General features: G+C 62.5%; 25 protein-coding genes. 18 read left to right on the plus strand and 7 right to left on the minus strand.

Features of this window, described 5'->3' with window-relative positions; all coding sequences use genetic code 11:
- The first annotated feature begins 10 nt into the window (after positions 1-10).
- From OU419_RS25405 to OU419_RS25485, 17 genes are all read left to right on the plus strand, one after another.
- Positions 11-409, plus strand: coding sequence for a hypothetical protein (locus OU419_RS25405; protein ID WP_254472322.1), 399 nt, complete (start codon positions 11-13; stop codon positions 407-409).
- Positions 410-436: 27 nt separating this feature from the next.
- Positions 437-1,345, plus strand: a complete 909-nt coding sequence (locus OU419_RS25410) for a Mu-like prophage major head subunit gpT family protein (RefSeq protein ID WP_254472321.1) — start codon at positions 437-439, stop codon at positions 1,343-1,345.
- A 12-nt stretch (positions 1,346-1,357) separates the two neighbouring features.
- A complete protein-coding gene (locus OU419_RS25415) occupies positions 1,358-1,885 on the plus strand; it encodes an HI1506-related protein (RefSeq protein WP_254472320.1) in 528 nt (175 codons plus the stop codon).
- 62 nt (positions 1,886-1,947) lie between these two features.
- Positions 1,948-2,124, plus strand: a complete 177-nt coding sequence (locus OU419_RS25420; protein ID WP_254472319.1) for a hypothetical protein — start codon at positions 1,948-1,950, stop codon at positions 2,122-2,124.
- On the plus strand, positions 2,121-2,537 hold the full coding sequence (locus tag OU419_RS25425) for a gp436 family protein (RefSeq protein WP_254472318.1): 417 nt from the start codon (positions 2,121-2,123) through the stop codon (positions 2,535-2,537). Before OU419_RS25420 ends, OU419_RS25425 begins: the two co-directional genes overlap by 4 nt.
- On the plus strand, positions 2,534-3,007 hold the full coding sequence (locus OU419_RS25430; protein ID WP_254472316.1) for a phage tail terminator protein: 474 nt from the start codon (positions 2,534-2,536) through the stop codon (positions 3,005-3,007). The genes OU419_RS25425 and OU419_RS25430 overlap by 4 nt, the downstream gene beginning before the upstream one ends.
- On the plus strand, positions 2,995-3,186 hold the full coding sequence (locus tag OU419_RS25435) for a DUF7210 family protein (protein WP_254472314.1): 192 nt from the start codon (positions 2,995-2,997) through the stop codon (positions 3,184-3,186). Before OU419_RS25430 ends, OU419_RS25435 begins: the two co-directional genes overlap by 13 nt.
- Positions 3,187-3,218: 32 nt before the next feature.
- Positions 3,219-3,989, plus strand: a complete 771-nt coding sequence (locus OU419_RS25440) for a phage tail tube protein (RefSeq protein WP_254472313.1) — start codon at positions 3,219-3,221, stop codon at positions 3,987-3,989.
- A gap of 3 nt (positions 3,990-3,992) precedes the next feature.
- On the plus strand, positions 3,993-4,466 hold the full coding sequence (locus OU419_RS25445; protein ID WP_254472312.1) for a DUF6631 family protein: 474 nt from the start codon (positions 3,993-3,995) through the stop codon (positions 4,464-4,466).
- Positions 4,467-4,614: 148 nt separating this feature from the next.
- A complete protein-coding gene (locus OU419_RS25450) occupies positions 4,615-8,580 on the plus strand; it encodes a tape measure protein (protein WP_254472311.1) in 3,966 nt (1,321 codons plus the stop codon).
- Between the two features lie 5 nt (positions 8,581-8,585).
- Positions 8,586-9,440, plus strand: coding sequence for a hypothetical protein (locus OU419_RS25455; protein ID WP_254472310.1), 855 nt, complete (start codon positions 8,586-8,588; stop codon positions 9,438-9,440).
- Positions 9,437-10,330 (plus strand): hypothetical protein, encoded by an 894-nt coding sequence (locus OU419_RS25460; RefSeq protein WP_254472309.1) that lies wholly within the window; start codon positions 9,437-9,439, stop codon positions 10,328-10,330. The genes OU419_RS25455 and OU419_RS25460 overlap by 4 nt, the downstream gene beginning before the upstream one ends.
- Positions 10,330-12,036 (plus strand): hypothetical protein, encoded by a 1,707-nt coding sequence (locus OU419_RS25465; protein WP_254472308.1) that lies wholly within the window; start codon positions 10,330-10,332, stop codon positions 12,034-12,036. The genes OU419_RS25460 and OU419_RS25465 overlap by 1 nt, the downstream gene beginning before the upstream one ends.
- Entirely contained in the window at positions 12,026-12,847 is an 822-nt protein-coding gene (locus tag OU419_RS25470) for a phage BR0599 family protein (RefSeq protein WP_254472307.1), read from the plus strand. Before OU419_RS25465 ends, OU419_RS25470 begins: the two co-directional genes overlap by 11 nt.
- An 8-nt stretch (positions 12,848-12,855) precedes the next feature.
- Complete coding sequence (locus OU419_RS25475; protein ID WP_254472305.1) at positions 12,856-13,086, plus strand: hypothetical protein; 231 nt, start codon at positions 12,856-12,858, stop codon at positions 13,084-13,086.
- Positions 13,083-13,298 (plus strand): hypothetical protein, encoded by a 216-nt coding sequence (locus OU419_RS25480; protein ID WP_254472304.1) that lies wholly within the window; start codon positions 13,083-13,085, stop codon positions 13,296-13,298. The genes OU419_RS25475 and OU419_RS25480 overlap by 4 nt, the downstream gene beginning before the upstream one ends.
- Complete coding sequence (locus tag OU419_RS25485) at positions 13,288-15,459, plus strand: phage tail protein (protein ID WP_254472303.1); 2,172 nt, start codon at positions 13,288-13,290, stop codon at positions 15,457-15,459. Before OU419_RS25480 ends, OU419_RS25485 begins: the two co-directional genes overlap by 11 nt.
- Positions 15,460-15,555: 96 nt before the next feature.
- Here the strand turns inward: OU419_RS25485 and OU419_RS25490 are convergent, their stop codons facing one another.
- The 7 genes from OU419_RS25490 to OU419_RS25520 form a co-directional block, all read right to left on the minus strand.
- On the minus strand, positions 15,556-15,762 hold the full coding sequence (locus OU419_RS25490) for a PilX N-terminal domain-containing pilus assembly protein (RefSeq protein ID WP_254472302.1): 207 nt from the start codon (positions 15,760-15,762) through the stop codon (positions 15,556-15,558).
- Positions 15,759-16,547 (minus strand): prepilin-type N-terminal cleavage/methylation domain-containing protein, encoded by a 789-nt coding sequence (locus OU419_RS25495; RefSeq protein WP_254472301.1) that lies wholly within the window; start codon positions 16,545-16,547, stop codon positions 15,759-15,761. The genes OU419_RS25490 and OU419_RS25495 overlap by 4 nt, the downstream gene beginning before the upstream one ends.
- 8 nt (positions 16,548-16,555) lie before the next feature.
- On the minus strand, positions 16,556-17,047 hold the full coding sequence (gene pilV / locus OU419_RS25500; RefSeq protein ID WP_254472300.1) for a type IV pilus modification protein PilV: 492 nt from the start codon (positions 17,045-17,047) through the stop codon (positions 16,556-16,558).
- Positions 17,048-17,070: 23 nt separating this feature from the next.
- The gene (locus OU419_RS25505) at positions 17,071-17,541 is read right to left on the minus strand and encodes a GspH/FimT family pseudopilin (RefSeq protein WP_254472299.1); all 471 of its coding nucleotides are present in this window, start codon (positions 17,539-17,541) and stop codon (positions 17,071-17,073) included.
- 291 nt (positions 17,542-17,832) lie between these two features.
- A complete protein-coding gene (locus tag OU419_RS25510) occupies positions 17,833-18,684 on the minus strand; it encodes a mechanosensitive ion channel family protein (protein ID WP_254472298.1) in 852 nt (283 codons plus the stop codon).
- 110 nt (positions 18,685-18,794) lie between these two features.
- Entirely contained in the window at positions 18,795-19,919 is a 1,125-nt protein-coding gene (locus OU419_RS25515) for an SO2930 family diheme c-type cytochrome (protein ID WP_254472297.1), read from the minus strand.
- Entirely contained in the window at positions 19,916-21,163 is a 1,248-nt protein-coding gene (locus tag OU419_RS25520) for a parallel beta-helix domain-containing protein (protein WP_254472296.1), read from the minus strand. The genes OU419_RS25515 and OU419_RS25520 overlap by 4 nt, the downstream gene beginning before the upstream one ends.
- Before the next feature lie 178 nt (positions 21,164-21,341).
- Here OU419_RS25520 and OU419_RS25525 point away from each other — a divergent pair, with 178 nt between their 5' ends.
- Positions 21,342-21,752 (plus strand): bacteriohemerythrin, encoded by a 411-nt coding sequence (locus tag OU419_RS25525; protein WP_254472295.1) that lies wholly within the window; start codon positions 21,342-21,344, stop codon positions 21,750-21,752.
- The last annotated feature ends 11 nt before the right edge of the window (positions 21,753-21,763 follow it).

A 21,763-nucleotide genomic window follows, 5' to 3' on the forward strand; every position in this document is an offset into this window, starting at 1 on the left:
AGGAGGCGCCATGACCGCCCTGACCACTGACCGCAACACCCCGCTGCAGGACGCCGAAGTCATCGGCGTGCCGGTGGCGGCCAACGTCCAGGTCTTCGCTGGCTCCATCGTGGTGGCGAACGCCAGCGGCTATGCCGTGGGCGGCAGCACTGCGACCAGCCTGACCTACCTCGGCCGCGCCGAGGAATACGTAGACAACCGCAACGGCGCTGCCGGGGCCAAGGTCGTCCGCGTGCGCCGCCTGAACGCCTTCAAGTGGGCGAACGACGGTTCCATCACCCAGGCCAACCTCATGAAACCCGCCTACATCGTGGACGACCAGACCGTCGCCGCCACGGATGGCACCTCCACCCGCTCCCAGGCCGGCACCATCGTTGGTGTCGAGTCCGACGGCGTCTGGGTGGAATAACCGGCTCACCAACGGAGAACCGAGCACATGCTGATCAATAAGCAGAGTCTCAGCGCGGCCTTCATCGCGATCAAGACGATCTTCAACAACGCATTCGCGGCGGCCCCTGCCACCTGGCAGAAGATCGCTATGGAGGTGCCGAGCACCAGCGGCAGCAACGATTACAAGTGGCTGAGTGCTTTCCCGAAAATGCGCCGCTGGATCGGTGCAAAGGTGGTCAAGAACCTCAAGGGCTACAAGTACGTCGTCGAAAACGAGGACTTCGAAGCCACGGTCGAGGTGGACCGCAACGACATCGAGGACGACAACCTCGGCATCTATGCGCCGCAGGCGCAGATGGCGGGATACTCGGCTGCCCAACTACCCGATGAACTGGTGTACGAAGCGGTCAACGGCGCCTTCAGCAAATTGTGCTTCGACGGCCAGTACTTCATCGACACCGATCACCCGGTGGGCGACGCCTTGGTGAGCAACAAGGGCACCGCCGCGCTCTCCAATGCCAGCCAGGCCGCCGCCAAGGGCAGCTATGGCGCGGCACGCACCGCCATGAAGAAGTTCAAGGACGATGAGGGCCGCTCCCTCAACGTCACCCCGAACATTCTTCTGGTAGGCCCGGCGCTGGAAGACGTGGCGAAGATGCTGCTGACCAACCCGAAACTGGCGGACAACACGCCCAACCCCTACGTCGGCACCGCCGAACTGGTGGTGGATGCGCGTATCGAGTCGGATACCGCCTGGTTCCTGCTGGACACCACCAAGCCCATCAAGCCATTCCTCTACCAACCCCGGAAAAAGCCGGTGTTCGTCTCCCAGGTCAACCTGGATTCGGACGACGTGTTCAACCTGAAAAAGCTCAAGTTCGGCGCCGAAGCTCGTGCTGCTGCCGGTTACGGCTTCTGGCAGCTGGCCTACGGTTCCACCGGGACCGGCGCGTAAAGGGGGCAGGACATGGCAGCTAAAAAAACACCCGGCAACCCGAAGGCCCGCGCGGCTGGCAAATCCAGCCAGCAGGCGAAGGCCGTCCCGGCCAGTACCGGCACCCAGGACGATCAGGTCAGCAAAGACGCCAAGGGCACCGCTGCCGGCCAGAACGACCAGGGTGGCCAAGGCTCCGAGGCGAGGCCGTCTTTCCAGATCGTCATGGCCGGCCAGGGCGATGACACCGCGCGCGCCGTCGTAGATGCCCTCACCAGTTCGGGGGGGCAGGTCACACAGCCCGACCTGGAAAGCCAGGATGACAAGGATTTGCCGTCGGCCATCGAAGGCATCTACGTCCGTAGTTTCCCACCGACCTTCCGCCGTGCTGGCTTTGCCTTCACCAGTGAAGGCATGGGGATCGCCCTGAGCGCCATCACTGCCGAGCAGCTCAAGGCGATCCAGGACGAACCCATGTTGAGCGTCGAGTTCTGCGACTTCCCGGTGGACGACACCAGCGTCGGCGCCGCCGAAGCTGGCGAGCAGACCGGCACCGAATAACCACCCGCCGCAGCAGAGGGACCGCCCCCGGCCAAGGATGGCCACCTATTCAGGAGACCGACATGCGTGACCACGAATTGGCCATCAGTCAGTTGGCCATCGCCGCGCAGATCGCCGAGCACAACGCGCCGATCAATGTATCCGAGGGCGACCTTGTCCAGGCCGGCCTGGAGTACCAGGTCGCCGCCGATTGCCGCGCTGCCATTGAAGTCCTGGAGCACCAGGAGCCGCAACAGTGAGCTACTGCACCCAGGCCGACCTGGTCGAGCAATACGGCGAAGCGGTCATCCGCCAGCTGAGCGACCGCGTCAATAAACCCGCAACAGCCATCGATCCGGCTGTCGTGGACCAGGCCATCGCTGATGCGGACGCGGAGATCGATCTGCACCTGCACGCTCGCTATCAGTTGCCGCTGGCCGAGGTGCCGACGGTGCTGAAGCGGGTGGCCTGCGTGCTGGCCTACGCGAACCTGCACACCCAGGTCCAGGAGGATCACCCCGCGCTCCAGGACGCCGAGCGCAAGCGCAAGCTCCTGGGCGGAATTTCCACCGGGAAGCTGAGCCTGGCGCTGTCCAGCGCTGGTACGCCAGCGCCCATCGCCAACACCGTGCAGATCAGCCAGGGCCGCAACGACTGGGGGAATACGTGGTGAGCGATCCCTTCGACTACCTGTTCCTGGAGCCGCTCCTGGTCGAGCGGATTCGGGCGGAGGTGCCGGGCCTGGCCAGCGTCGACGGGCTGCCCGATCTCGCAACCCTGGACGATCAGAGGCAGGCCACGCCGTGCGTCTACGTGATCTACCTGGGCGACCAGATCGACACCGGGGCGAGTGCCCAGGGCGGCAGCCGGGCAGTCCAGTTCGTGGTCCAGCACTGGGCGGCCGTGCTGACGGTGTACTACGCCGATGCCCAGGGTGATGGCCAGGGCGCCAGGCGTCTTGCCGGCCCGCTGCTCGGCCGACTGCTGAAGGCGCTGACCGGATGGGTTCCGGCCCTGGACGTGGCAGCGCTGGCTCGTAGCTCTCAGGTCGCCCAGGTTGGCTATGCCAACGGCTACTTCTATTTCCCCCTGGTGTTCACCGCCAGGTTTGTCTACCCGAGGAGCAAAGCATGGAAACCGTGAAAGTCACCATCACAGCAGAAACCCCCAATCACACCCACGCCGGCAAGCCGGTGGCCAAAGGCGACGAGATCGAGGTCAGCGCCGCAGAAGCTGCGTTCCTGCTGCGCCGCAAGCTGATCGACAAGATCCCCGGTCAAGCCAAGGCTGCCAAGCCGGGTTCTGAAACCAGCGACAAATAACGCGCCATAACTGATTCCTACGGAGGCCACACATGGCACAGGAAACTTACTTCTACGGGCAGGGCCAGGTCGACGCCGCCCCCATCGTCAACGGTGTGGTCGGCAAATGGCGCTGGATTCAGGACGTCTCGGCAATGACCATCAAGATGGCGGTCGACAAGGTCGAGCACAAGGAATCGTATAGCGGCCAGAAGGCCCTGGTCAGAAGCTTTCCCATTGGTAAAACCGCCACCCTCAACATGACCTTGCACAGCATCAGCCCGGACAACCTGGCGCTGACCCTGTACGGCAAGGTGGTGACCAAGGCAGCCGGCACCGTGACAGCCGAAGCGCTGCCCACTGATCTGGTTGCCGGCGATGTGGTTGCCCTGGTCAATCCCGGCGTCAGCGATGTGGTCATCACCGACAGCGCCACTACCCCTGTCGTACTGGATGAGCAGTACTACACCGTCCTGGCCGATGGTGCCTATGGCGAGGTGAAGATTGTGGGCCTGCCGACGCCAGCACCCGCACAGCCTTTCAAGGCTGCGTATGGGTACGCCGCGACCAAACAGGTGGGTATGTTCACCGCGCCGCAACCAACTATTGCCCTGCGCTACAAGGGCATCAACCTGGCCGAGGGTGGCGCGCCGGTCATCGTCGAACTGTTCAAAGTTGCCACCGATCCGCTCCAGGAGCTGGCACTGATCAGCGACGGTAACGCCGTGGCGGGCATGCAGATCAGCGGCGGCATCCTTCTGGACAGCAGCCGCCCGGCTTCGGGCGAAATGGGCCAGTTCGGCCGCATCATCCAGCTGGGGTAATCCATGCAAAAGAGCCCCGAGGGTCAGGCCCCCGATAGCAGCCTGGAGGTGCTATTCCCCGACCGTCAATTGACGGTCGGGGGTGTCGACTTGACCGTGCGCGAGCTGACCTTCAGCGAGCAGCTGCGCCACAACCATTTGCTCGCGCCGATGGCGGACGCTCTGGCAGCCATTCCTCCTGAGCAGTTGGAAGGGCCGGATTCCATCAACGTCATCTTTGACGCACTGGCGTTGTACGCCGATAGCCTGCGCGAGCTACTCGCCATCAGTTGTGGGCAGTCGGTGGCGTGGATTGATGCTCTGCCTCCCGGCGACGGTGAGGCGCTAATTCTGAGCTGGTGGATGGTGAACAGCAGTTTTTTCGTGCGCCGGCTCTGGAGGCCGCGCCTGCTGGCAATGGCGCGCGGCCAGAGCGAGCAAGCTGGGGGCGCGTCTTCGCCGACCTCATCCGCGCCGGGCACAGTCGCGAGTCTCTAGGCGGCTACACCGGCCGGCAGTTGACCCTGTTCTGGAACGAAGCCCAGGCGGCGGAACGGCGACAGCAGGCACGCGACTTGTTGGCGACTAATTACGGCATGGCGGGTGGCAAGGCAGCCAGCGCCGAGCTGCAGAAGTTGGGATCCTGATGGCAAACAATCAACAACTGACCCTCGCGCTGCGCATCCGGGCTGAGATGCGGGATGCCCAGAACGCGCTCCGTCGTCTGGAAGGCGAGGTCGACCAGTTGGGCGACAGCACCAGGACGACCGCGCGCGATGCCGACCAACTGACGGCGGCCACCCAGCGTATCGGTGGCGGAATGAACGCGCTGACGGCCTCTATTCGGGCGGCGGCCGTCGGGCTGACAGCCTTCTTTGGCGTTCGGGAGATCATTCAGGCTACCGACGCCTGGACCAACCTGCAGAACAGGCTTCGCCTGATCACCTCGGACTCGGCCGCACTGGCGATAGCTACTGGCGACGTGTACCGCATTGCCCAGCTCACCAGCTCCGAACTCGACTCGACCGCCACCGTCTACCAGCGCTTCGGCCAGAACGCTGACCGCCTTGGTATCAGTCAAAAACAGGTGGCGTCGCTGACGGAAACCGTCGCCAAAGCCATCGCCATTTCGGGAGTTAACGCCGCGAGCGCAGAGGCATCCCTAACTCAGTTTGGGCAGGCGATTGGTTCAGGCGTGCTGCGGGGCGATGAGTTCAACTCAGTTGCGGAGCAAACGCCAGCACTGATGAAGGCGATTGCGGATGGCCTGGGTGTCACAACCACAGAACTACGCAATATGGCGGCCGCTGGAGAGTTGACCGCTGATGTCCTGGTGGACGCTCTGACCAGTGCGGCAGGCAGCGTTAATGACCAGTTTGCCACCCGCATCAAAACTGCATCCGCTGCCATCCAGGAGCTGGAAAACTCCTTCACCCGCCTTGTGGGTGAGTTCACCAACGGCCAAGGCGCGGGCGAGGCACTGGCCGGCGCTATCTCGGGTGTGGCCAGCGTCCTGGACGGTCTGAGCGACAACGCCGAGCTGCTGGGCACCGCGCTGGACGCCGTCATGGTGACGGCGGCCGGCCGCGCCGTGGCGGCCATCACCGATCTGACCTCCAAAAAATTGAGCGATGCCGCCGCCAGCAAGGCCGCTGCCGTCGCCGCCGCACAGAAGGCCACGGCCGACGAAGGCGTGGCCGTCGCCGCTCAGCGTGCTGCGGCTCTGGAACTCCAGCGTGCCAAGGCCGCCGTTGCCTCGGCCGAGTCCGAGGTGGCAGCCAGCCGCGCCCGACAGGCCGCAGCCCTGCAGAACCTTCGGGACGTGCAGGCCGCCCTGGTCGCTGAGCGCGGCCTGGAACAGGCCCGCCTGCAGGCGCAGATCACCGACGTGGGCCGGCAGCAGTCCATTGCTCGCCTGGCCGAGCTGCGCCTGGCGGAAGCCGCGATTATCAAGCAAGTCCAGGCTGCGGAAGCAGCCCTCGCGTCCACTACCGTGGCATCGTCTGCTGCCGCCACCGCTGCCTATCAGCGCCGCACTGCCGCCGTCGCGGCCGCAGCTACGACCCAGCAGGCCCTCACCGTGGCCACGAACAATGCCAACGTGGCGTCCGCAGCGGCGGCGACCGCCTCCAGCCTGCTGGCTCGGGGGCTGGGCACCGTGACTGCGGTAGGTGGTCGACTGCTCGCGTTCCTGGGCGGCCCCATTGGCGTCATTTCGATGATTGCCATTGCCGCCACTGCTTTCATTGATTTCGGAGGTGACGCCGAGGCCGGTATGGATCGCGCCGCCAACGCTACCGAGACGGCCAGCGTCCGCATCCGCAACGCCACCCGCAACATCATCCAGTCCCTGAACCTGGGCGACCTCAAGACTGCCAACTATGACCAGATCGGCCAGAGCATCGAGCAGATCAAGCGCCAACTGGCCGAGGCCGAGCAGGTGCAGCAGCGGGCAGAGGCCCTTCAGGACAGCGACGTGCCTGCCGTGCCGGGAATGGACCTGCCGAGCCTGGACGAGGCAAACGAGAAAGTGCAGGCGCTGACCGGCGCCCTGCGGCAACTGGAAGCTCAGCAGGGTAGCGACCGCTTCAAGAACGTCCGCGAAGGCAACAAGTACCTGGAGAATCTGGAGCGCCAGAACGAGCGACTCCAGAACCTGAGCGCCACTGAAGAGGCCATGAACTACCTCCGCAAGGAAGGTATCGACGCCACGTCGGCGCTGGGCAAGAGGATCCTGGAGCAGGCCAGTGCAAACCAGAAGTTGGACGCAGCGAACAAGGCCGAAGCCGAGTCCAAGCGCGAAGCGGAAGCCGCAGCACGCAAGGGCCTCCAGACTTCCGAACAGCTGCGCAAGAGCCAGGAAAGCTACGTCGACCAGTTGGAGAAGCAGGCGGCGATCCTTGGTCTGAACAGCGCCGAGGTGCGCGCCTACGAGTTGGCGGAAAAAGGGTTGACCGGCGCGCTCAAGGCCAGGGCAGACGCCGCGCTCGCAGCCATCGACGCCGATGAGAAGAAGCGCCAGGCCGAGACCAACGCTCGCACCAATGCCGACCTGGAAGCCGAGTTCCTGCATGCGAGCGGTCGCAACGTCGATGCCGGCTTGCTGGAGATTAGGGCGAAATTTGACGCGATGCGCCAGGACTTCGAGAAGTCCGGCAATGACGCCGGCCTGGCCTGGATCGACAAGCTGGTACCGGTGGCAGAGGCGAAGGTCCGTCTCGATGACGTGAAGCAGCGCATGGACGATCTGCTGGCCGAGCAGCAGCGTACTGAAGCCTCGGTGAACGTGCAGCAGGACTCCGGCGTCATCAACGAAATGGACGCCCGCCAGCGCATCCTGGATATCCATCGGGCGACCTTTGAGAAGCTCCAGCAGATTCGCCCGGTCCTGAAGCAAATGGCCCGTCAACCTGGTGAGGTTGGTCGTGCAGCTGCTCAGGCACTGGCCGAACTGGACGGTGAAGCACAGCGCCTGCAGGCCACTACCACCCTGCTACAAACCACCCTCCGCGACGGGCTGACGACGGGCTTTACTGATGCCCTGAAGGGCCTGGCCAAGGGCACGATGGATCTGCGCGACGCCATTGGGGCATTGGCCGAGGGCGTGGCCAATGCCCTTGTGGACATGGCTTCTCAGAACCTGGCGCAGTCGCTGTCCAGCGGCATCATGGGGATGTTTGGCGGCGAACAGCAGGGCGCTAGCTTGACCACGGGAGCGGCAGCGGTTTCCGGGTCTGCGGCGCAACTGACGATGGCCGGTGGGACGCTGCTGACCGGGGCGTCAGCGATCAGCGCCGCCGCTACCGCGCTGGCCGCCGCCAATGGCTCTCAGGCGGGCGGTGCAGCTGCAGGCGCGGCCGGTGGCATGCAGGGCATCGCCGATGACTTCGGCGCCGCCTTCGGGTTGCCATCAATGGCCGGCGGCGGAGCCGCTCAGGCATCGGCGGACGCCATTAGTTCAGCCTCAACCCAGGGCGCGGCTGCGATGGGAGAAGCAATCACCTCGGCCTCCAGCCAGGGGTCGGGAATCTTCGGCAGTGCGCTATCCGGCATTTTCAGTGGCGGCGCTGACATGTTCGGCACTCTGTTCAGCAGCCTGTTCGGCGGTCTGGGGGGTGGAGCGGCTGGGGGTGCTGGCGGCTTCTCCTCGCTGTTTGGGCTAGGCATGGCCGCGTTTGCCGGGGGGGGCCAGGTCCGTGGGCCTGGTACGCCAACGAGCGATAGCGTTCCGATCTGGGCATCGGATACCGAGTTCGTCACTCGCGGGGCAGTGGTTCGCCAGCCAGGCGCGCTCGGATTCCTGCATGACTTCAATGCACGCGGTATGCAGGCACTGACCGAGTGGGCCTGGAGGATGGCTCCCCGTCATTCGACGGGTGGCCCCGTTGGCATGCCTGCCCCCGTGCTGCCAGCGCCAATCGGTGGTGGCGCAACGCTGCCGGAACCTGCGGCCTCGATGAGCGCCACGCTCAAGAACTCCCAAAATTTCTACCTGGTGGACGACGAGAACCGCATCCAGGACCTCGCTTACAGCGATGCCGGCATCGAGAAGATGCTTGTCCGCATCTCCCGCGATCCGGCTCGTTTTCGTTCCGCCATCCGACTGGAATAACTCCAATGCCCAATTCGATTGGCTACGTCGACAACTCGGGTGGCACGCTCGCCCACTACAAGATGCTCCAGGTGATTCGTGATTTCGCAGCCGCGAACGGTTACCAGGTGCTGCGGTATGACACTGCCCCCGCCAATCGGGAGCTGATTCTGAAGGCGCCGGGGTTCACCGGTACTGAAGAGATCTTCGTCGGTTTTCGCACCTACCAGGACGTATCGGCGGACTACTACAACCTCCTGGCCGCCACCTTCACGGGGTATGTGGCGGGCAACAGTTTCGACACACAACCGGGCGTGCGCCTCTCGGGCGTGCCGGCGCACAACAATCGGATCGACTACTGGTTGACGCTCAACGCCCAGCGGATTGCCCTCGCTATGAAGGTCGGCACGCCGGTCTATGAAAGCGCCTACGTCGGCAAGATGCTGCCCTATGGCAGGCCGAGTCAGTACCCGTATCCCGTGGTCTGCGCGGGGATGCTCACTGGCGCAGCCGCTACGCGATTCAGCGATACCACTCACTCCATCCCGTACAAGGGCAATCGGGCCGGCATGGGACTGCGCACTAACGATGGCTGGATTCAGCCGTACTGCTACCCCTGGAGCAACACCGAGATTGCCAACCCGCTACTCACCTCGTACGGACAGATGCGCGACACCGGGGGCGTCTATCAGCTGCTGCCGGTCGAACTGAACGACAACGTCGCCAACATCTGGGGCCGGCTGGACGGAGTGTTCTACGTCAGCGGCTTCAACAACGCGGTCGAGAACACGCTCGTCATTGACGGTGTTACCTACGTCGTCATCCAGGACGTGGCGCGCACCGGCCACACCGATTACTACGCACTGCGGATGGACCCATGAGCTACTCAACCGGAAGCGCGGCGGATCTCGCCGGCCTGCGCCAAAGCCTTTTTGATGCCTGTACGGCGGACGGCTGGACCCTGACAGGGGAGATCCTCAGCAAGGGCACCATGTTCCTGCGTGTCCAGATCGTCAGTGGATACCTGACTTTCCTGGGCGGTACCGGCCAATCGGCGGGAGCCCTCACTGGTGCAGCTGGAGCGGTTTCCCGAATTGGGTTGTTCGCCGGCCAGGCATTGGTGTTCCCTGTCAAATACGAGATTTTCACCTTCGCCGCCGAGGTGTACCTGGTCGTCAACTACAACGTCAGTTGCTACCAGTGGGCGGCGTTTGGCCGGACGACCGTTCAGGGCGTGCCCGGTACGGGCATGTGGTTCGGGGCATCGGTCCATGCCGACAACGCCATCAACATTGGAATGCTCCATAACGGCGGCAGTGGCTCGACAAATTACTGTATCCCCGCGTTGTTCTACCGCGACCGGTCATTCGGAACCTGGGGCGCCGGCCTGGTGGAATGCAAAGTCCACCACGGCCTCGATTCGCTGAACTGGTCTGACGGCGTGAATACTGCCAATCCGGGTGCCTCGGCAATTGACGCCCTGTATCCGCTCCTGGGAATGCTGCCGAACGCCTGGAACAGCGAAGCGATTTTGCTGCCAATTCGTGTGTTCCTACCGCGCCCCAGCAATAAATTGAGCCTCGTCGCGGACATCGAGCACGCGCGCTATACGCGCGTCGACAACTACACGCCTGGCGACATCATTACCCTCGGCGCTGATCGCTGGAAAGTGTTCCCCTGGTATCTGAAGAACGCCGCCGCGCGGACCGGAGGGGCGAACGTCACGCACTCAGGAACATTCGGCTGGGCCGTTCGTTACGAGGGTCCGTAATGGCGGTCATCGTCGCTCAGTTGGCGCGTGTTGCCGACTGGAACATCGACAACCCAGCATTGACCAATGGGCACGATGGCTTTTCATCGGCCGATGCGATCCCCTACGCCAGCGAGTCGGCTCGCGCACCTGGTGGCGCGCCGATCTCGCCGCAATACCCAGTCGAGGCTAATGGCCGAGCTGTGCCCGGCCAGCTCGCGCGGTCCTACTTCGACGACTTCTACAACCGTATCCACATCACCCCGCATAGGTTGGATCTGGGCAACCTGGTCACCAGCCAGTCGTTCCCGGTGCTGCTGTGGAATGCGTACCTGGAGCCGAGAACGCTGCTGGAGATCGATGGCACCGACGAAGGGCTGAGCGTCAGCGGCCAGTCATCGCCGCCGATGCTGTTCCCGGCGCTGAAGGAACTGACGTGGCAGCTCAGCGTTACCCCAGACGGTAAGCCAACACTGGATACCGTTGTCGGCTGGAACTTCGATAACGGCGTGACGGCGGGTATCCGGGTGACCGCCAACCGTATCGTCGCCTGGTCGTTTACCCCGGACTGGGGCGACAGCATCATCGAACGCCTGTCCTCTCTGACGGACATCCAACAGAGTGAGTCCGGGGTGGAGTTGCGCCGCTCGCTACGGACATCCCCCCGCCGCGAGTTCGAGGCGCACATGTTTGCCGAAGGGCGGGAGCGGCAGCTCCTGGACATGGCCCTGTTTGGCTGGGGCTCCAGGATCTGGGCGTTGCCGATCTGGCCGGACATTCAGCTCCTGCCGGTGCCGGTGACGGCCGGATCGCTCCGCATCACCTGCAGCACTCAGCATCTGGACTTCCGCAAGGGCGGCCTGGCCATGCTCAGGGGCGAAACCGCCTTCGAGTATGAGGTAGTCCAGATCGAGGACATTGATGCGACCGGCTTGACGCTGTCGCGCGCCGCCCAGCGCACCTGGCCGGCACGCACTCGCCTGTATCCGGCCCGGTCGGCACAGCTGGTCGAGCAGCCGACGCTGACCAGGCTCACCGATACGGTGCAGTCCGCAGCGGTGCGTTTCCTGATCTCGGAGGTCAGCGACTGGCCGGAAGTGATGCCGAGCACCCTCTATCGAGGATGGCCGGTCCTGGAACAGCGTCCCGACGAGAACGAGGATCTGACCAGCAGCGTTCAGCGCGTTCTTAGCCAGCTCGACAACAGCATGGCGCTCCCATTGACCACCGACCTGGCCGGCCGCGCGTTCACGGTGTTGGGGCATCGCTGGATCGGGATGGGGCGCGCGGAGCGTGCTGCATATCGTTCGCTGGTCTATGCGCTGCGCGGGCAGCAGCGTGCCGTCTGGGTTCCCACCCACGCTGACGACCTCACGTTGGTATCGACGATAACCGCCACGTTGCTGGTGATGGATGTCGCCAATGTCGGTTACACCCGGTTTGGCCAACTACGCGCAGGCCGACGCGACATCCGTATCGAGCTGACCGATGGCACGGCGCTACACCGCCGCATCGTCAACAGCACCGAACTGAGTGCGTCGGTTGAGCGCCTGCAGATCGATAGCCAGTTGGGGCGTGATGTGACCCCGGAACAGGTCTCCCGGATCTGCTGGCTGGCCCTCTGCAGGAGCGGCAGCGATGTGGTGGAGATTGAGCACGTCACTGACAGCGAAGGGCTCGCTAGCAGCTCCCTGACATTCAAGAGGGTACGCGACGATGAGTTTTGATAATCGCGAGCGCTCGCTCGCATCTGGGCAGCCAGTTCGGCTCTACCAATTCCAGCGTGGCGTACTGCGCTGGACCTACACCAGCGGTGATCGGGATATCACCTGGAACAACCAGATTTTCCGCAGCGTTCCCGGCGGCATCAGTGACAGCGGCATCACCCAGTCAGGAGATCCGCAGGCTGATCGGTTCGTGATCGAGGCGCCGGCTGACCTCGATGTCGCCCAGCAGTATCGCGGGCGGCCCCCGAGCGATGAGGTCGCGCTGACGGTGTTCGACCTCCACTATGGCGACAACGAGGCGCTGGTCAGCCTGGCCGGGAGTATCGCGGCCGTGAACTGGCCGCGAATCGACACCGTCCGAATCACCTGCCTCTCAATCGAGGCCAGCATGGAGCGCCCTGGACTAAGCGATACCTATGGCCGGACCTGCCGCGCGGTGCTGGGCGATACGCGCTGTAAGGTCGCGCTGGCCAGCTACCGCGTCGATGCACAGATCCAGTCACGCACCGGCACCACGCTGTCCGCTGCGGCCGTGGCGGGCTACCCGGACGGGTGGTTCACCGCTGGGTACGTGGAGTGGTCCGCAGGCGGGGGCAATTTTGATCGCAGGCACATCGAGCGGCACCAGGGCACTGACCTGGCGATCCTCGGCGGCACCGCAGGAATGCCGGTGGCGGGCGCCGTTCGGGTTTATCCGGGTTGCGATTTCCTGATCGAAACCTGTCACAGCAAATTCAACAACACACCCAACTTCCGGGGCATCAACAAGCTCCAGGGGGAATCCCCCTTCGACGGAAATCAGGTCTGGTGAGGTGAACTATGTGGGTACAAATTGCCATCCTGGTCGCTAGTTACATCCTCCAGCGTGCGCTGGCTCCGAAGCCTAAACAGCCCAAGGCGACGGCCTTTGCCGACATCGATTTTCCCCTCTGCAAAGAGGGCGAGGAAATCACCGCAGTGTTTGGCCAGAAATGGACAAAAAGCTGGATGGTGCTGACGGTTGGGAACTATCGAACCAAGCCCATCAGAGTCAAGGGGTCGAAGAAATGAGAGTGACAGTCACGCACCTGCATAGCGTGCCTACGTGGACCGCCAGGCAGGGTTATTGCCACCGCGCGACTCGCGCATTCTTTGAGCGCCATAACCTCGACTGGCTCGAATTCGTTCGCAATGGAATTGATGAGGAAGCGCTGACCGCGACAGGTGACGCATTGGCACTGCGCCTGGTCGAGCATGCGCGGGAGGTTGGTGATGGGCAGTAGCAGCTCGTCGGATCAGGTCGCGGGCTACCGCTATAGCTTCGACATCCATATGGGGCTGGGGATGCCGCTAGACGAGATCTGTGCCATCCGTGCCAGCGGTAAGTCGGCCTGGAGCGGCTCAATCACCACCAACGGCCAGGTCCGCATCAACGCGCCCAAACTGTTTGGCGGTGACAAAGGCGAGGGAGGGCTCGACGGGACGCTCGACGTAATGTTTGGCGACGAGGACCAGGTTGTCGTCCCGAAGCTGGCCTCGATGCTGGGCGGCCTGGTGCCGGCGTTCCGTGGGATCACAACGGCCTTTTACTCGGGCCTGATTACGTCAGTGAACCCATACCCGAAAACCTGGGAGATCCTGCGCCGGGGCGGCAACCGCCTGTGGGACAGCGACGGCGCCTGGTACGCCGCGAAACAGTTCATTTGGCTGGCGGATAACCAGATCAAGGCCATGAACCCCGCGCATATCCTGTATTTGATGTACACCGGCAAGCGCTTCCGTGGGCTAGCTCGCAGCCGGATGGACGACGCGGCCTGGCGCGCAGCCGCCGATACGCTGTACAGCGAAGGGTTGGGCTTGTGCCTGGAGTGGAAAAGGTCCGATTCGTTCCGGTCGTTCCGGGACACCGTCCTGGCTCACATCAGCGCGGAGGTGTACGTGGATCGCCGTAGCGGTCTCATCACTATCCGTCTGCTGCGCAATGACTACGATGCCGCCACCCTACCTCTGTTCGACGAAGACAGCGGCCTGATACAGATCACCCAGGAGGAAACCAGCAGCAATGGCAGCGACACGGTGCCGAGCCAGCTGCTGGTCAAGTACGAAGACGCGATCACTGGCGAAATGCGCACGGTCAGGGCGGTCAATAGCGCTGTCGCGGCGCGGGATGGCGGCCAGTCAGTCGAGGAAGTGGAGTATGTGGGTGCTCCAACTGCGGAGATTGCCGCCCGGCTGTGCCAGCGTGACCTAACGATCAAGTCGTCCGGTCTACGGCGTTTCAAAGTGATCCTTGACCGCCGTGCCCGAGACCTATCGCCGGGCCAGGCGTTCCGGGTTCGGTCGCTGAAGCGCGGGCTGGAGGCGGTCGTGGTGCGGGTTGGTCGATTCGAAGACGGAACGCTGACGGATGGTCGGATAACGGTGACCGCGCTCGAAGACCGTTTCGCGCTGCCGCTGACGTCGTTCGTGGCTGTTCCTCCGGCAGGATGGGAGCCACCGGACAGGACGCCGCGCACCGTCACCACTCGGCGCATTTTTGAGCTGCCGTACCGTGAACTGGCCGGCTCAATCGACCCGGCCAACCTTCAGTTGCTCGATCCGACAATGGCCTGGTTGGTCGCGGTGGCCGAGGCGCCGACCAGTCTGTCCCTGTCGTTCAACCTGACCAGTCGCGTGGGCTCGGCTGAGTTCGTTGACCGTGGCACTGGCACCTGGTGCCCGACCGGGCTCCTGGTCGCAGCAATGCCGCTGGAGGCTGGGCCTACCTCCGTCATGATCACCAGTGCATCAGGCGTTGAGGACATCCGCGTTGGAATGGCGGGTCTGCTGGATGATGAGATTGTCCGGGTCGATGCGGTTGACCCGACCACGGGCGCGCTGACGCTGGCCAGAGGATGCGCAGACACCGTGCCGATGAGCCACCCGGCCGGAGCCAGGCTCTGGATCTACGACACGTTTGAGAGCGTGGATAACACCGAGTACACCCAGGGCACCACGGTGGCCGCGCGCCTGCTGACCAACACCAGTACCGGGCAGTTGGACCCCGCGCTAGCGGTGGTGGATCAGCTCGCCCTGCAGGGCCGTCAGGGCCGTCCATATCCACCGGGCAAAATGCTGATTGGCGGGGCTGCGTACCCTGCATCGGTTGTCGGGGATGTTGTCCTGACCTTCGCGCACCGTGATCGACTGCAACAGGCTGACCAGTTGATCGATACCACGGTGGACAGCATTGGGCCGGAGTCTGGAGTTAAGTACTCGGCGAGGTTGCTCCGCACTGACAGCGGTGCCGTGCTGGCCGTCCAGGACGGCATTGCGGCGCCCTCGATCACGTTGGCGACCACCTACGCGGGCCAGGTCACAGTGGAGCTGTGGTCAACCAGGGGCAGCACCGCCAGCCTGCAGCGCCACCGCTGGACATTCAACCATAGCAATCCGGCGCCATAGGGCGCCGGATTGCTGTTTTTGAGTTTCTTTTGTCACGTCCTGCACAAGTATTCCGCGTCAAAACCGCTACAAATCCGCGCCAAAAATCGCGCGGCGCTACATGAGCATACTGATTTCACCTTCCCGAAGGCCGGCCTCGGCGGAGCTGGTCAATTTCTGCTGTAGCGCATTGTTCCCCGTTACGCGCGACTCGATGGTCGCCTGGCGCACACTGGAAATGGCCAGCATCGTAATGAGCAGAAGCATGATCAGGGCGACAAAAAGAGCGGCCCCACGCTGTTTTCCCAAATACACAGCATTCACGGCATCAGATTCCTCAGCATGACGCTCCGCTGGCTGATCTGATAGATCTGCCCGTTGTCAGAGCTCTTCAATGATTTGATCGCGGAAGCTGAGCGCCCCGTTAGCGTCTTCCAGGTATCAAGCGCCTGGTTTGTATCCATCACGTCCCTGAGCCTCACACCGGAACTGCGGGACAGCACGCTGTAGCGAACGCTAACCAGCACATCGTTCAGCCCGGGGCTTTGCGTGTATGACATGACTCCCCGGCTGGTATCCCTGGAACTCACGCCAAACTCGTACATCACATCGACGACTCCATCGACGACGGCTTGGCGGTTACAAAGCAGTTCGCCATTTGCGCTCAAACTTATTTTCTCGACGATGAGCGCGTTGATCCGCCCTGCCGTGTAGGGTTTGTCATAGGAAGGATCGCTGATTACATCCCCGGCACAATTTCTTTCATTAGTGTCACGGGGTTGATAGCGAATGCAAAGCGCGCCACCGGTATAGGTAATTACCTGACCTTTCTGGAAGTTGCAGTCAAAACTGGATTGCGCCTTGAACGCGGGATCATCTTCCAGCCTTATATCCGGACGCCGCCGATAGCCGGTCTTGCTCAATTCATCTTTCAGGAACAATTGAACGAATCGGCTATTCTCCTGGCTCTCCAATTGCCCCTGCTGGAAGGAGTATGCCCGCCTGTTGTCTATGTAGATCTGGGTTACGCCAATTATCAGGATGCTGGCGATCAACATTGCCACCATCATTTCTATCAGCGATATGCCCCTCTGCCATCGAGCTACCATATCGCCTCCTATAACTGGCTACGCAGGGTGTAATGGCAAACACCGCCGGTGGATGAGTCCAGGCACTGTTTGTTCTTCACACTCCAGGCGAGCTGGATTTCCACGGAACTTCCCGTGCCGTCCGCACTGCAGCCTGAAGCCCCCTTCGATACACAGATGTGGAAATCGCTCGATAGCAATTCGCTACTGCCGGGCAACAGGGCATGGGCACGTTGTGCCCAGCAAGCCAGTTGCTGCGCAGGATCGATGGCAGTGTTGGAGCATCCGCTGGCTGATACAGCGGGGAAGTCGGTGCCATCTGCCTTGAGGTAGCCTGCGGGTATAACGGGGTTAACCGAATTTGTTCGTAGCCTCATCATTTCCATGAGGTCATCGGCCAAAGCCATTGCGGTACCCCGCTCCGAAGAGTCCTGCGCATACTCGACCGATCGGCTTTGCAGCGCCACCATGCCCAGTACGCCAACACATATCAGTAGTATGGTGAGCAGCACTTCGATCATGCTGAACCCCATAACTCTTCTGTTTACGGTGTGCATGATCCATTGCCCTCACTGACGCGTTGCGAAATGAAGCCGCTGCGCTGAACACTTAGCAGATAGGCCCGCCCGCTGTTATCTTCGCGGCAAACCGCAATATTCATCGCGGCGGCGACGGTTCCATTGGAGTGGAAGTTCAATTCGCTTGTATCCGATTCGGCCTGAACGCCTTGCGGAACTTTCATTGAGCGTATTGTCGCTGCGGACGCGCAATCACTCTTTACCGTCCATACGCTATCCGCGCCGACACAGACGCTGATTTCACTTCGACGGGTAACGGAGGTTGAGCGGGCGAATTGAATGAGAGAGTCGAGTTCGTTACCTACAGACTGCGTGCGACTATCACGAATAAGATCCGTGAAACCCGGAACAGCAATAGCGGCGAAGATAGAGAGGATCAACACGGTGACCATCAGTTCTATCAAGGTGAATCCGTGACTGCTTACGGGATTGCTCATGGCAAGACCCTGCTTGGGATAATTAACGTCACTTGTGCCGGATATCGACACGCCAGTTGACGTAATCAGGTTGCCGAGCAGACCAGAAAAGGATCAGCCAGATAATTGGCTATTTAGAGGAGGAATATTCCCACCCAGGTATTCAATAAGGCGGCTTCAGCGGGGCGTTATTACTGAAACGCCAGTTATCTCCATTAATTGACCGTTTGTCCCAGCCATCCTCCATATTTATTTCGGGCAAAAGAAAAGGCCACCCGGGTGGTGGCCTTTCCCTCGGAGCGCTACGAAATGTCAGCTTTCGCTCGCCTGCTGCACGATCACTCTCTGCGCTGGCATCGGCGCCGGGAATTCGCTGCCCAGCGCTTCCTTTATGGTGCGGTTGGTGTCGAAGTAAACCTGCCAGTAGTTGTCGTTATGGCAGTAGGGCCGCACGGCGAGCACTGGGCCGACGAGGTTGAACTCGAGGATTTCGACGTCCACTGGCGGGTCGCTGAGTACATTCGGGATCGCTGCTATGCGCTGCTTGAGCACCGCGGCGGCGGCCGGGTAGTCCGCGGCGCCGGAGAGCTGCGCCTTGAGTTCCACGCGACGGTAGGGGTTGTGGGTGTAGTTCTGGATGGTGTCGCCGAATATCTTGTTGTTGCCCACCAGGGTGAGAACGTTGTCCGGGGTGTTGATGGCGGTGACGAACAGGCCGATTTCCTTGACGGTGCCAGTGACACCGCCGGCGGTGATGAAGTCGCCAACCTTGAACGGCCGCAGCACGATGATGAAGCCACCGGCCGCGAGGTTCGCCAGCAACCCGGACCAGGCCATGCCGATGGCCACGCCGGCCGCGGCGATGAGTGCGGCGATGCTGGTGGTCTGAACACCGAAGTAACCGAGGATACCGATCACCAGGAGGATGTTCAGGGTGACGGTGATGAAGGAGCCGACGTAGCGCAGTACCGTGGGGTCGACGCTCTGCTTTACGAGCGCTTTCTCGACCATGCCCACGGCAAGGCCGATCAACCAGCGTCCGATCACCCAGAAGGCGATGGCCGCGAGGATCTTCACACCGAATGCGAGCGCGTACTGCGAAACCGTCGCCCACAGTGCGTTGATCTTCTCCGTACCCACATTGATGATGTTCGTATCTTCCATGGAAGCGCACCTGCGAGAGATAGGGACCTCATGAACGCTAGCACGCCCTCGGCCGTTTGCTCGTCGCAGCACGCAGCCCAGAGCCGTGGCCGGCTCCGGGTGTGTTCCAGCTAGCAGTCGCCGGGCAGGCTGGCGATCCAGCGGCCGAGCATTTCCAGCCCTTCGTGGTGCACCAGGCTACGCCCCAGCTCGGGCATCATGTCGCCCGGTTTGTCACTGCCGACACGGTAGGTGAGCACGGACTTCTCGGGGCTGCCGGGGTGGATGTCTTCCAGCCGGCCTCCGGTGCCGCCACCTGCTGCCACCGGTGGCTTGCACACGCCATAGGCAATCGACACGGGCGTATGCGGGTCGAGGTACAGCCCGGAGGTGCGTGCCGCGCCCTTGGGGTTGTGGCAGTGCGAGCAGTTGGCGTCGAGGTAGCTGCGCGCCTGTTTCTCCAGGTTTTCTCTCGCCCGCGGGTGGCCCCACAGCGCGTTCTGCGGTACCTGCGCCAGCTCCGGCAGTCCTTTGAGGAAACCGCGTGCCTGCCAGTGCTGTAGCTGGTTCTCCGTGCCGCTGGCGTAGGCGAAATCCTTGTTCAGGTGACGCGCCTTGGGGCCCAGCGGGGCGATGCCGGCGCCTTTCTGCTCGGCGTGGCATTCAGAGCACTGGTTGGCATCAGGCACCATGTAGGTGAAGGATGTTTTCCTGCCGTCCGCGGCGGTCAGCTCCAGCACCGGGCTGTCGCCGGCCAGTTCAAGGCGCGCCTCGCGCTGGTCGGCGTCCCAGACATAGGGCAACGCGGCCCAGCCTTCCTTCTGCCGGACCAGCACGCGGGTCTCCACCAGTTGCACCCTGGCCAGATCGAGCCCGGCGCTGGGGTCGCGGTCGTCCTGGCTGTTTTGCAACAGGTTGCCCTGGGCGTCCTTGGGGTAATAGAAGGTCTTGGTGAGTACGGCGCCGACGGGGTAGTCGAAGCGGTCCTCGGCGTACTGCGCCGTCTGCCCTTCGGGCATCCAGATGGTGCGCAGCTTGTGGGCGTAGTCGGTGAACAGCGGTGTGTTCAGATCGTAGGGCAGCACCTCGGCGACCGGCGCAAGGTGGCCGTCCGCCTGGCGCAGCATGCCCCAACCGCTGAGTTTTTCAGGGTAGTCGTCGCCTTCGGGCTGGTAGCGTGGCTTGCTCTCCTGCCCGCATCCGGCCAGCGCAGTGGCCAGGGCGAGCGACAACAGGAACGAAGCGTGTCTGGTCATGCCTTGGCGCCCTTGCCACCCAGCCCGGCCTGTTCGATCTTCGGCAGCGGCTTGAGCTTGCACTGGTGCGAGCTCATGTCGGTGCTGATGTTCTTGTAGCCGTTGGGTCCGTCGACATTGACGATGCCGGCGCTGCCGTTGTCGATGCAGATGGCCAGGGCTTCGGGCAGTTTGCCGTCGACCAGTTTTTTCTGGTTGAAGTAGCCGTCCCAGAGGATGTCGGGCAGGCGGCCGTTAAGGCCGAACTTGGCGATCTTCAGCGCCTTGAGTTCCAGATGGTCGGGACTGTCGCCGCCGGGGCCGAAGGTGTTGCCGTGGATGAAGATGCCTTCGGGGTACGGGTCGAAGTTGGGCTGGGTAGCCTTGTCCGAGTAGTTGGTGCTGAAGTAGCTGCTGATGATGACGTTGGCGGTTTTGTGGTTGCCGATCTTGTTGTTGAAGATCTCCACGTCGTCGTTGGAGTTCACCACCACGCCCGATCCCGCCGGCACGCTGGCCACCGGGGTGCCCTTGTGGCCGAAGTTCTCGTGGTTGTTGCCCTGTACGTCGTTGTCGAAGACGCGGGTACCACGCCCCGGCTGCTGGAGGTTGGGCATGTTGAACACGAGGATGCCGCCGGTGTTGTCGGTGGCGACGTTGTTATAGACATCGGCGCCGATGGTGTTTTCGATCTCGATACCGGCGACGTTGCGTTCGGCGCGGTTGTTGCGCACCACGACGTTACGCGACTGGCCGACGTAGATGCCGGAGTCCGAGGCGCCGATGGCGACGTTGCCTTCGAGCAGGGTGTTCTCGGTCTGCACCGGGTAGATGCCGTAACCGCCGTTCTCGGTGGACGGGCCGTTGGTCCATTCGGTGCGGATATTGCGGATGACGATGTTCTTGCCGCCGATGACTTTCAGGCCGTCGCCCTTGGTATCTTCGATGGCGAGGTTCTCGACGGTGAAGTCCGAGGCATCGACGAACAGTCCTTCCGCACCCGCCTTCTGGTTCTTGAAGCTGAGGATGGTCTTGTCCATGCCGGCGCCGCGAATGGTCACGCCATTCACTTTCAGGCTCAGGCTGCGGTCGAGGTGGTAGCTGCCGGCGGGGATCTCGATAACGTCGCCGGACTTGGCCTTGATCAGGCGGGCCTGCAGATCTTTCTGGAAGTCGGTGCTTACGGCAGCGGCGGGCTTGTCGCCTTCGCCACAGGCGGCCAGGGCGACGGAAACAGCGAGAAGGGAGAGGGTTGCGAGACGCATGGCGGGCTCCGGTATTGTTCTTATGATATGGAACTATCGTACCAACTGAGTCGCAGAATACTCCTACATCCCACGCGCCGCCAGCCCTTCAGCCACATGCACTTTGATTGATGGGCGTCACTGTTTCGTGATGGCGGATCGGGATGATCTGCCCCTTCCATCCTCAAGGAGTGCACGGATGAGCTTCATGCCCTGGAACGACGAATTCGTGATTGGAATCGAGCGGATCGACGAGCAGCACCGCTGGCTGGTCGACCTTACCAATGCGCTGTACGACAGCCTGCATGGCCTTGATGACCAGGCCCCGCCGATTGGCGAGCTGCTGGAGCGCCTGGTGGAGTACACGATGAACCACTTCATCGTGGAGGAGGTGTTGTTCCAACGCCTTGGCTACCCGGGGGAGGATGCGCACAAGGCGGAGCACGACCGCTTCAACCGGCAGATCGTCGACCTGCTGTACCGCAACGAGGATGGCGAGGTGGTCTCGACCGAGGCGCTGGAGCTGCTGAAGGCGTGGCTTACCCACCACATTCTGAAAGTGGACAAGGCTTACGTGGAGTTCTTCCGCAATAACGGCGTGACCGCTTAGCGACCACGCCG

Source organism: Pseudomonas triclosanedens (assembly GCF_026686735.1).
GTDB lineage: Bacteria > Pseudomonadota > Gammaproteobacteria > Pseudomonadales > Pseudomonadaceae > Pseudomonas > Pseudomonas triclosanedens.

Excerpts from the sequence above, each read along its gene's own strand:
- OU419_RS25470 (WP_254472307.1), top strand. The coding sequence starts at position 12,026 with ATGAGTTTTGATAATCGCGAGCGCTCGCTCGCATCTGGGCAGCCAGTT.
- OU419_RS25475 (WP_254472305.1), top strand. The coding sequence starts at position 12,856 with ATGTGGGTACAAATTGCCATCCTGGTCGCTAGTTACATCCTCCAGCGT.
- OU419_RS25485 (WP_254472303.1), top strand. The coding sequence starts at position 13,288 with ATGGGCAGTAGCAGCTCGTCGGATCAGGTCGCGGGCTACCGCTATAGC.
- pilV (WP_254472300.1), bottom strand. The coding sequence starts at position 17,047 with ATGATCGAAGTGCTGCTCACCATACTACTGATATGTGTTGGCGTACTG.
- OU419_RS25505 (WP_254472299.1), bottom strand. The coding sequence starts at position 17,541 with ATGAGCAATCCCGTAAGCAGTCACGGATTCACCTTGATAGAACTGATG.
- OU419_RS25455 (WP_254472310.1), top strand. The coding sequence starts at position 8,586 with ATGCCCAATTCGATTGGCTACGTCGACAACTCGGGTGGCACGCTCGCC.
- OU419_RS25435 (WP_254472314.1), top strand. The coding sequence starts at position 2,995 with ATGGAAACCGTGAAAGTCACCATCACAGCAGAAACCCCCAATCACACC.
- OU419_RS25415 (WP_254472320.1), top strand. The coding sequence starts at position 1,358 with ATGGCAGCTAAAAAAACACCCGGCAACCCGAAGGCCCGCGCGGCTGGC.
- OU419_RS25480 (WP_254472304.1), top strand. The coding sequence starts at position 13,083 with ATGAGAGTGACAGTCACGCACCTGCATAGCGTGCCTACGTGGACCGCC.
- OU419_RS25460 (WP_254472309.1), top strand. The coding sequence starts at position 9,437 with ATGAGCTACTCAACCGGAAGCGCGGCGGATCTCGCCGGCCTGCGCCAA.
- OU419_RS25410 (WP_254472321.1), top strand. The coding sequence starts at position 437 with ATGCTGATCAATAAGCAGAGTCTCAGCGCGGCCTTCATCGCGATCAAG.
- OU419_RS25440 (WP_254472313.1), top strand. The coding sequence starts at position 3,219 with ATGGCACAGGAAACTTACTTCTACGGGCAGGGCCAGGTCGACGCCGCC.
- OU419_RS25445 (WP_254472312.1), top strand. The coding sequence starts at position 3,993 with ATGCAAAAGAGCCCCGAGGGTCAGGCCCCCGATAGCAGCCTGGAGGTG.
- OU419_RS25450 (WP_254472311.1), top strand. The coding sequence starts at position 4,615 with ATGGCAAACAATCAACAACTGACCCTCGCGCTGCGCATCCGGGCTGAG.
- OU419_RS25510 (WP_254472298.1), bottom strand. The coding sequence starts at position 18,684 with ATGGAAGATACGAACATCATCAATGTGGGTACGGAGAAGATCAACGCA.
- OU419_RS25495 (WP_254472301.1), bottom strand. The coding sequence starts at position 16,547 with ATGGTAGCTCGATGGCAGAGGGGCATATCGCTGATAGAAATGATGGTG.
- OU419_RS25465 (WP_254472308.1), top strand. The coding sequence starts at position 10,330 with ATGGCGGTCATCGTCGCTCAGTTGGCGCGTGTTGCCGACTGGAACATC.
- OU419_RS25420 (WP_254472319.1), top strand. The coding sequence starts at position 1,948 with ATGCGTGACCACGAATTGGCCATCAGTCAGTTGGCCATCGCCGCGCAG.
- OU419_RS25515 (WP_254472297.1), bottom strand. The coding sequence starts at position 19,919 with ATGACCAGACACGCTTCGTTCCTGTTGTCGCTCGCCCTGGCCACTGCG.
- OU419_RS25405 (WP_254472322.1), top strand. The coding sequence starts at position 11 with ATGACCGCCCTGACCACTGACCGCAACACCCCGCTGCAGGACGCCGAA.
- OU419_RS25525 (WP_254472295.1), top strand. The coding sequence starts at position 21,342 with ATGAGCTTCATGCCCTGGAACGACGAATTCGTGATTGGAATCGAGCGG.
- OU419_RS25520 (WP_254472296.1), bottom strand. The coding sequence starts at position 21,163 with ATGCGTCTCGCAACCCTCTCCCTTCTCGCTGTTTCCGTCGCCCTGGCC.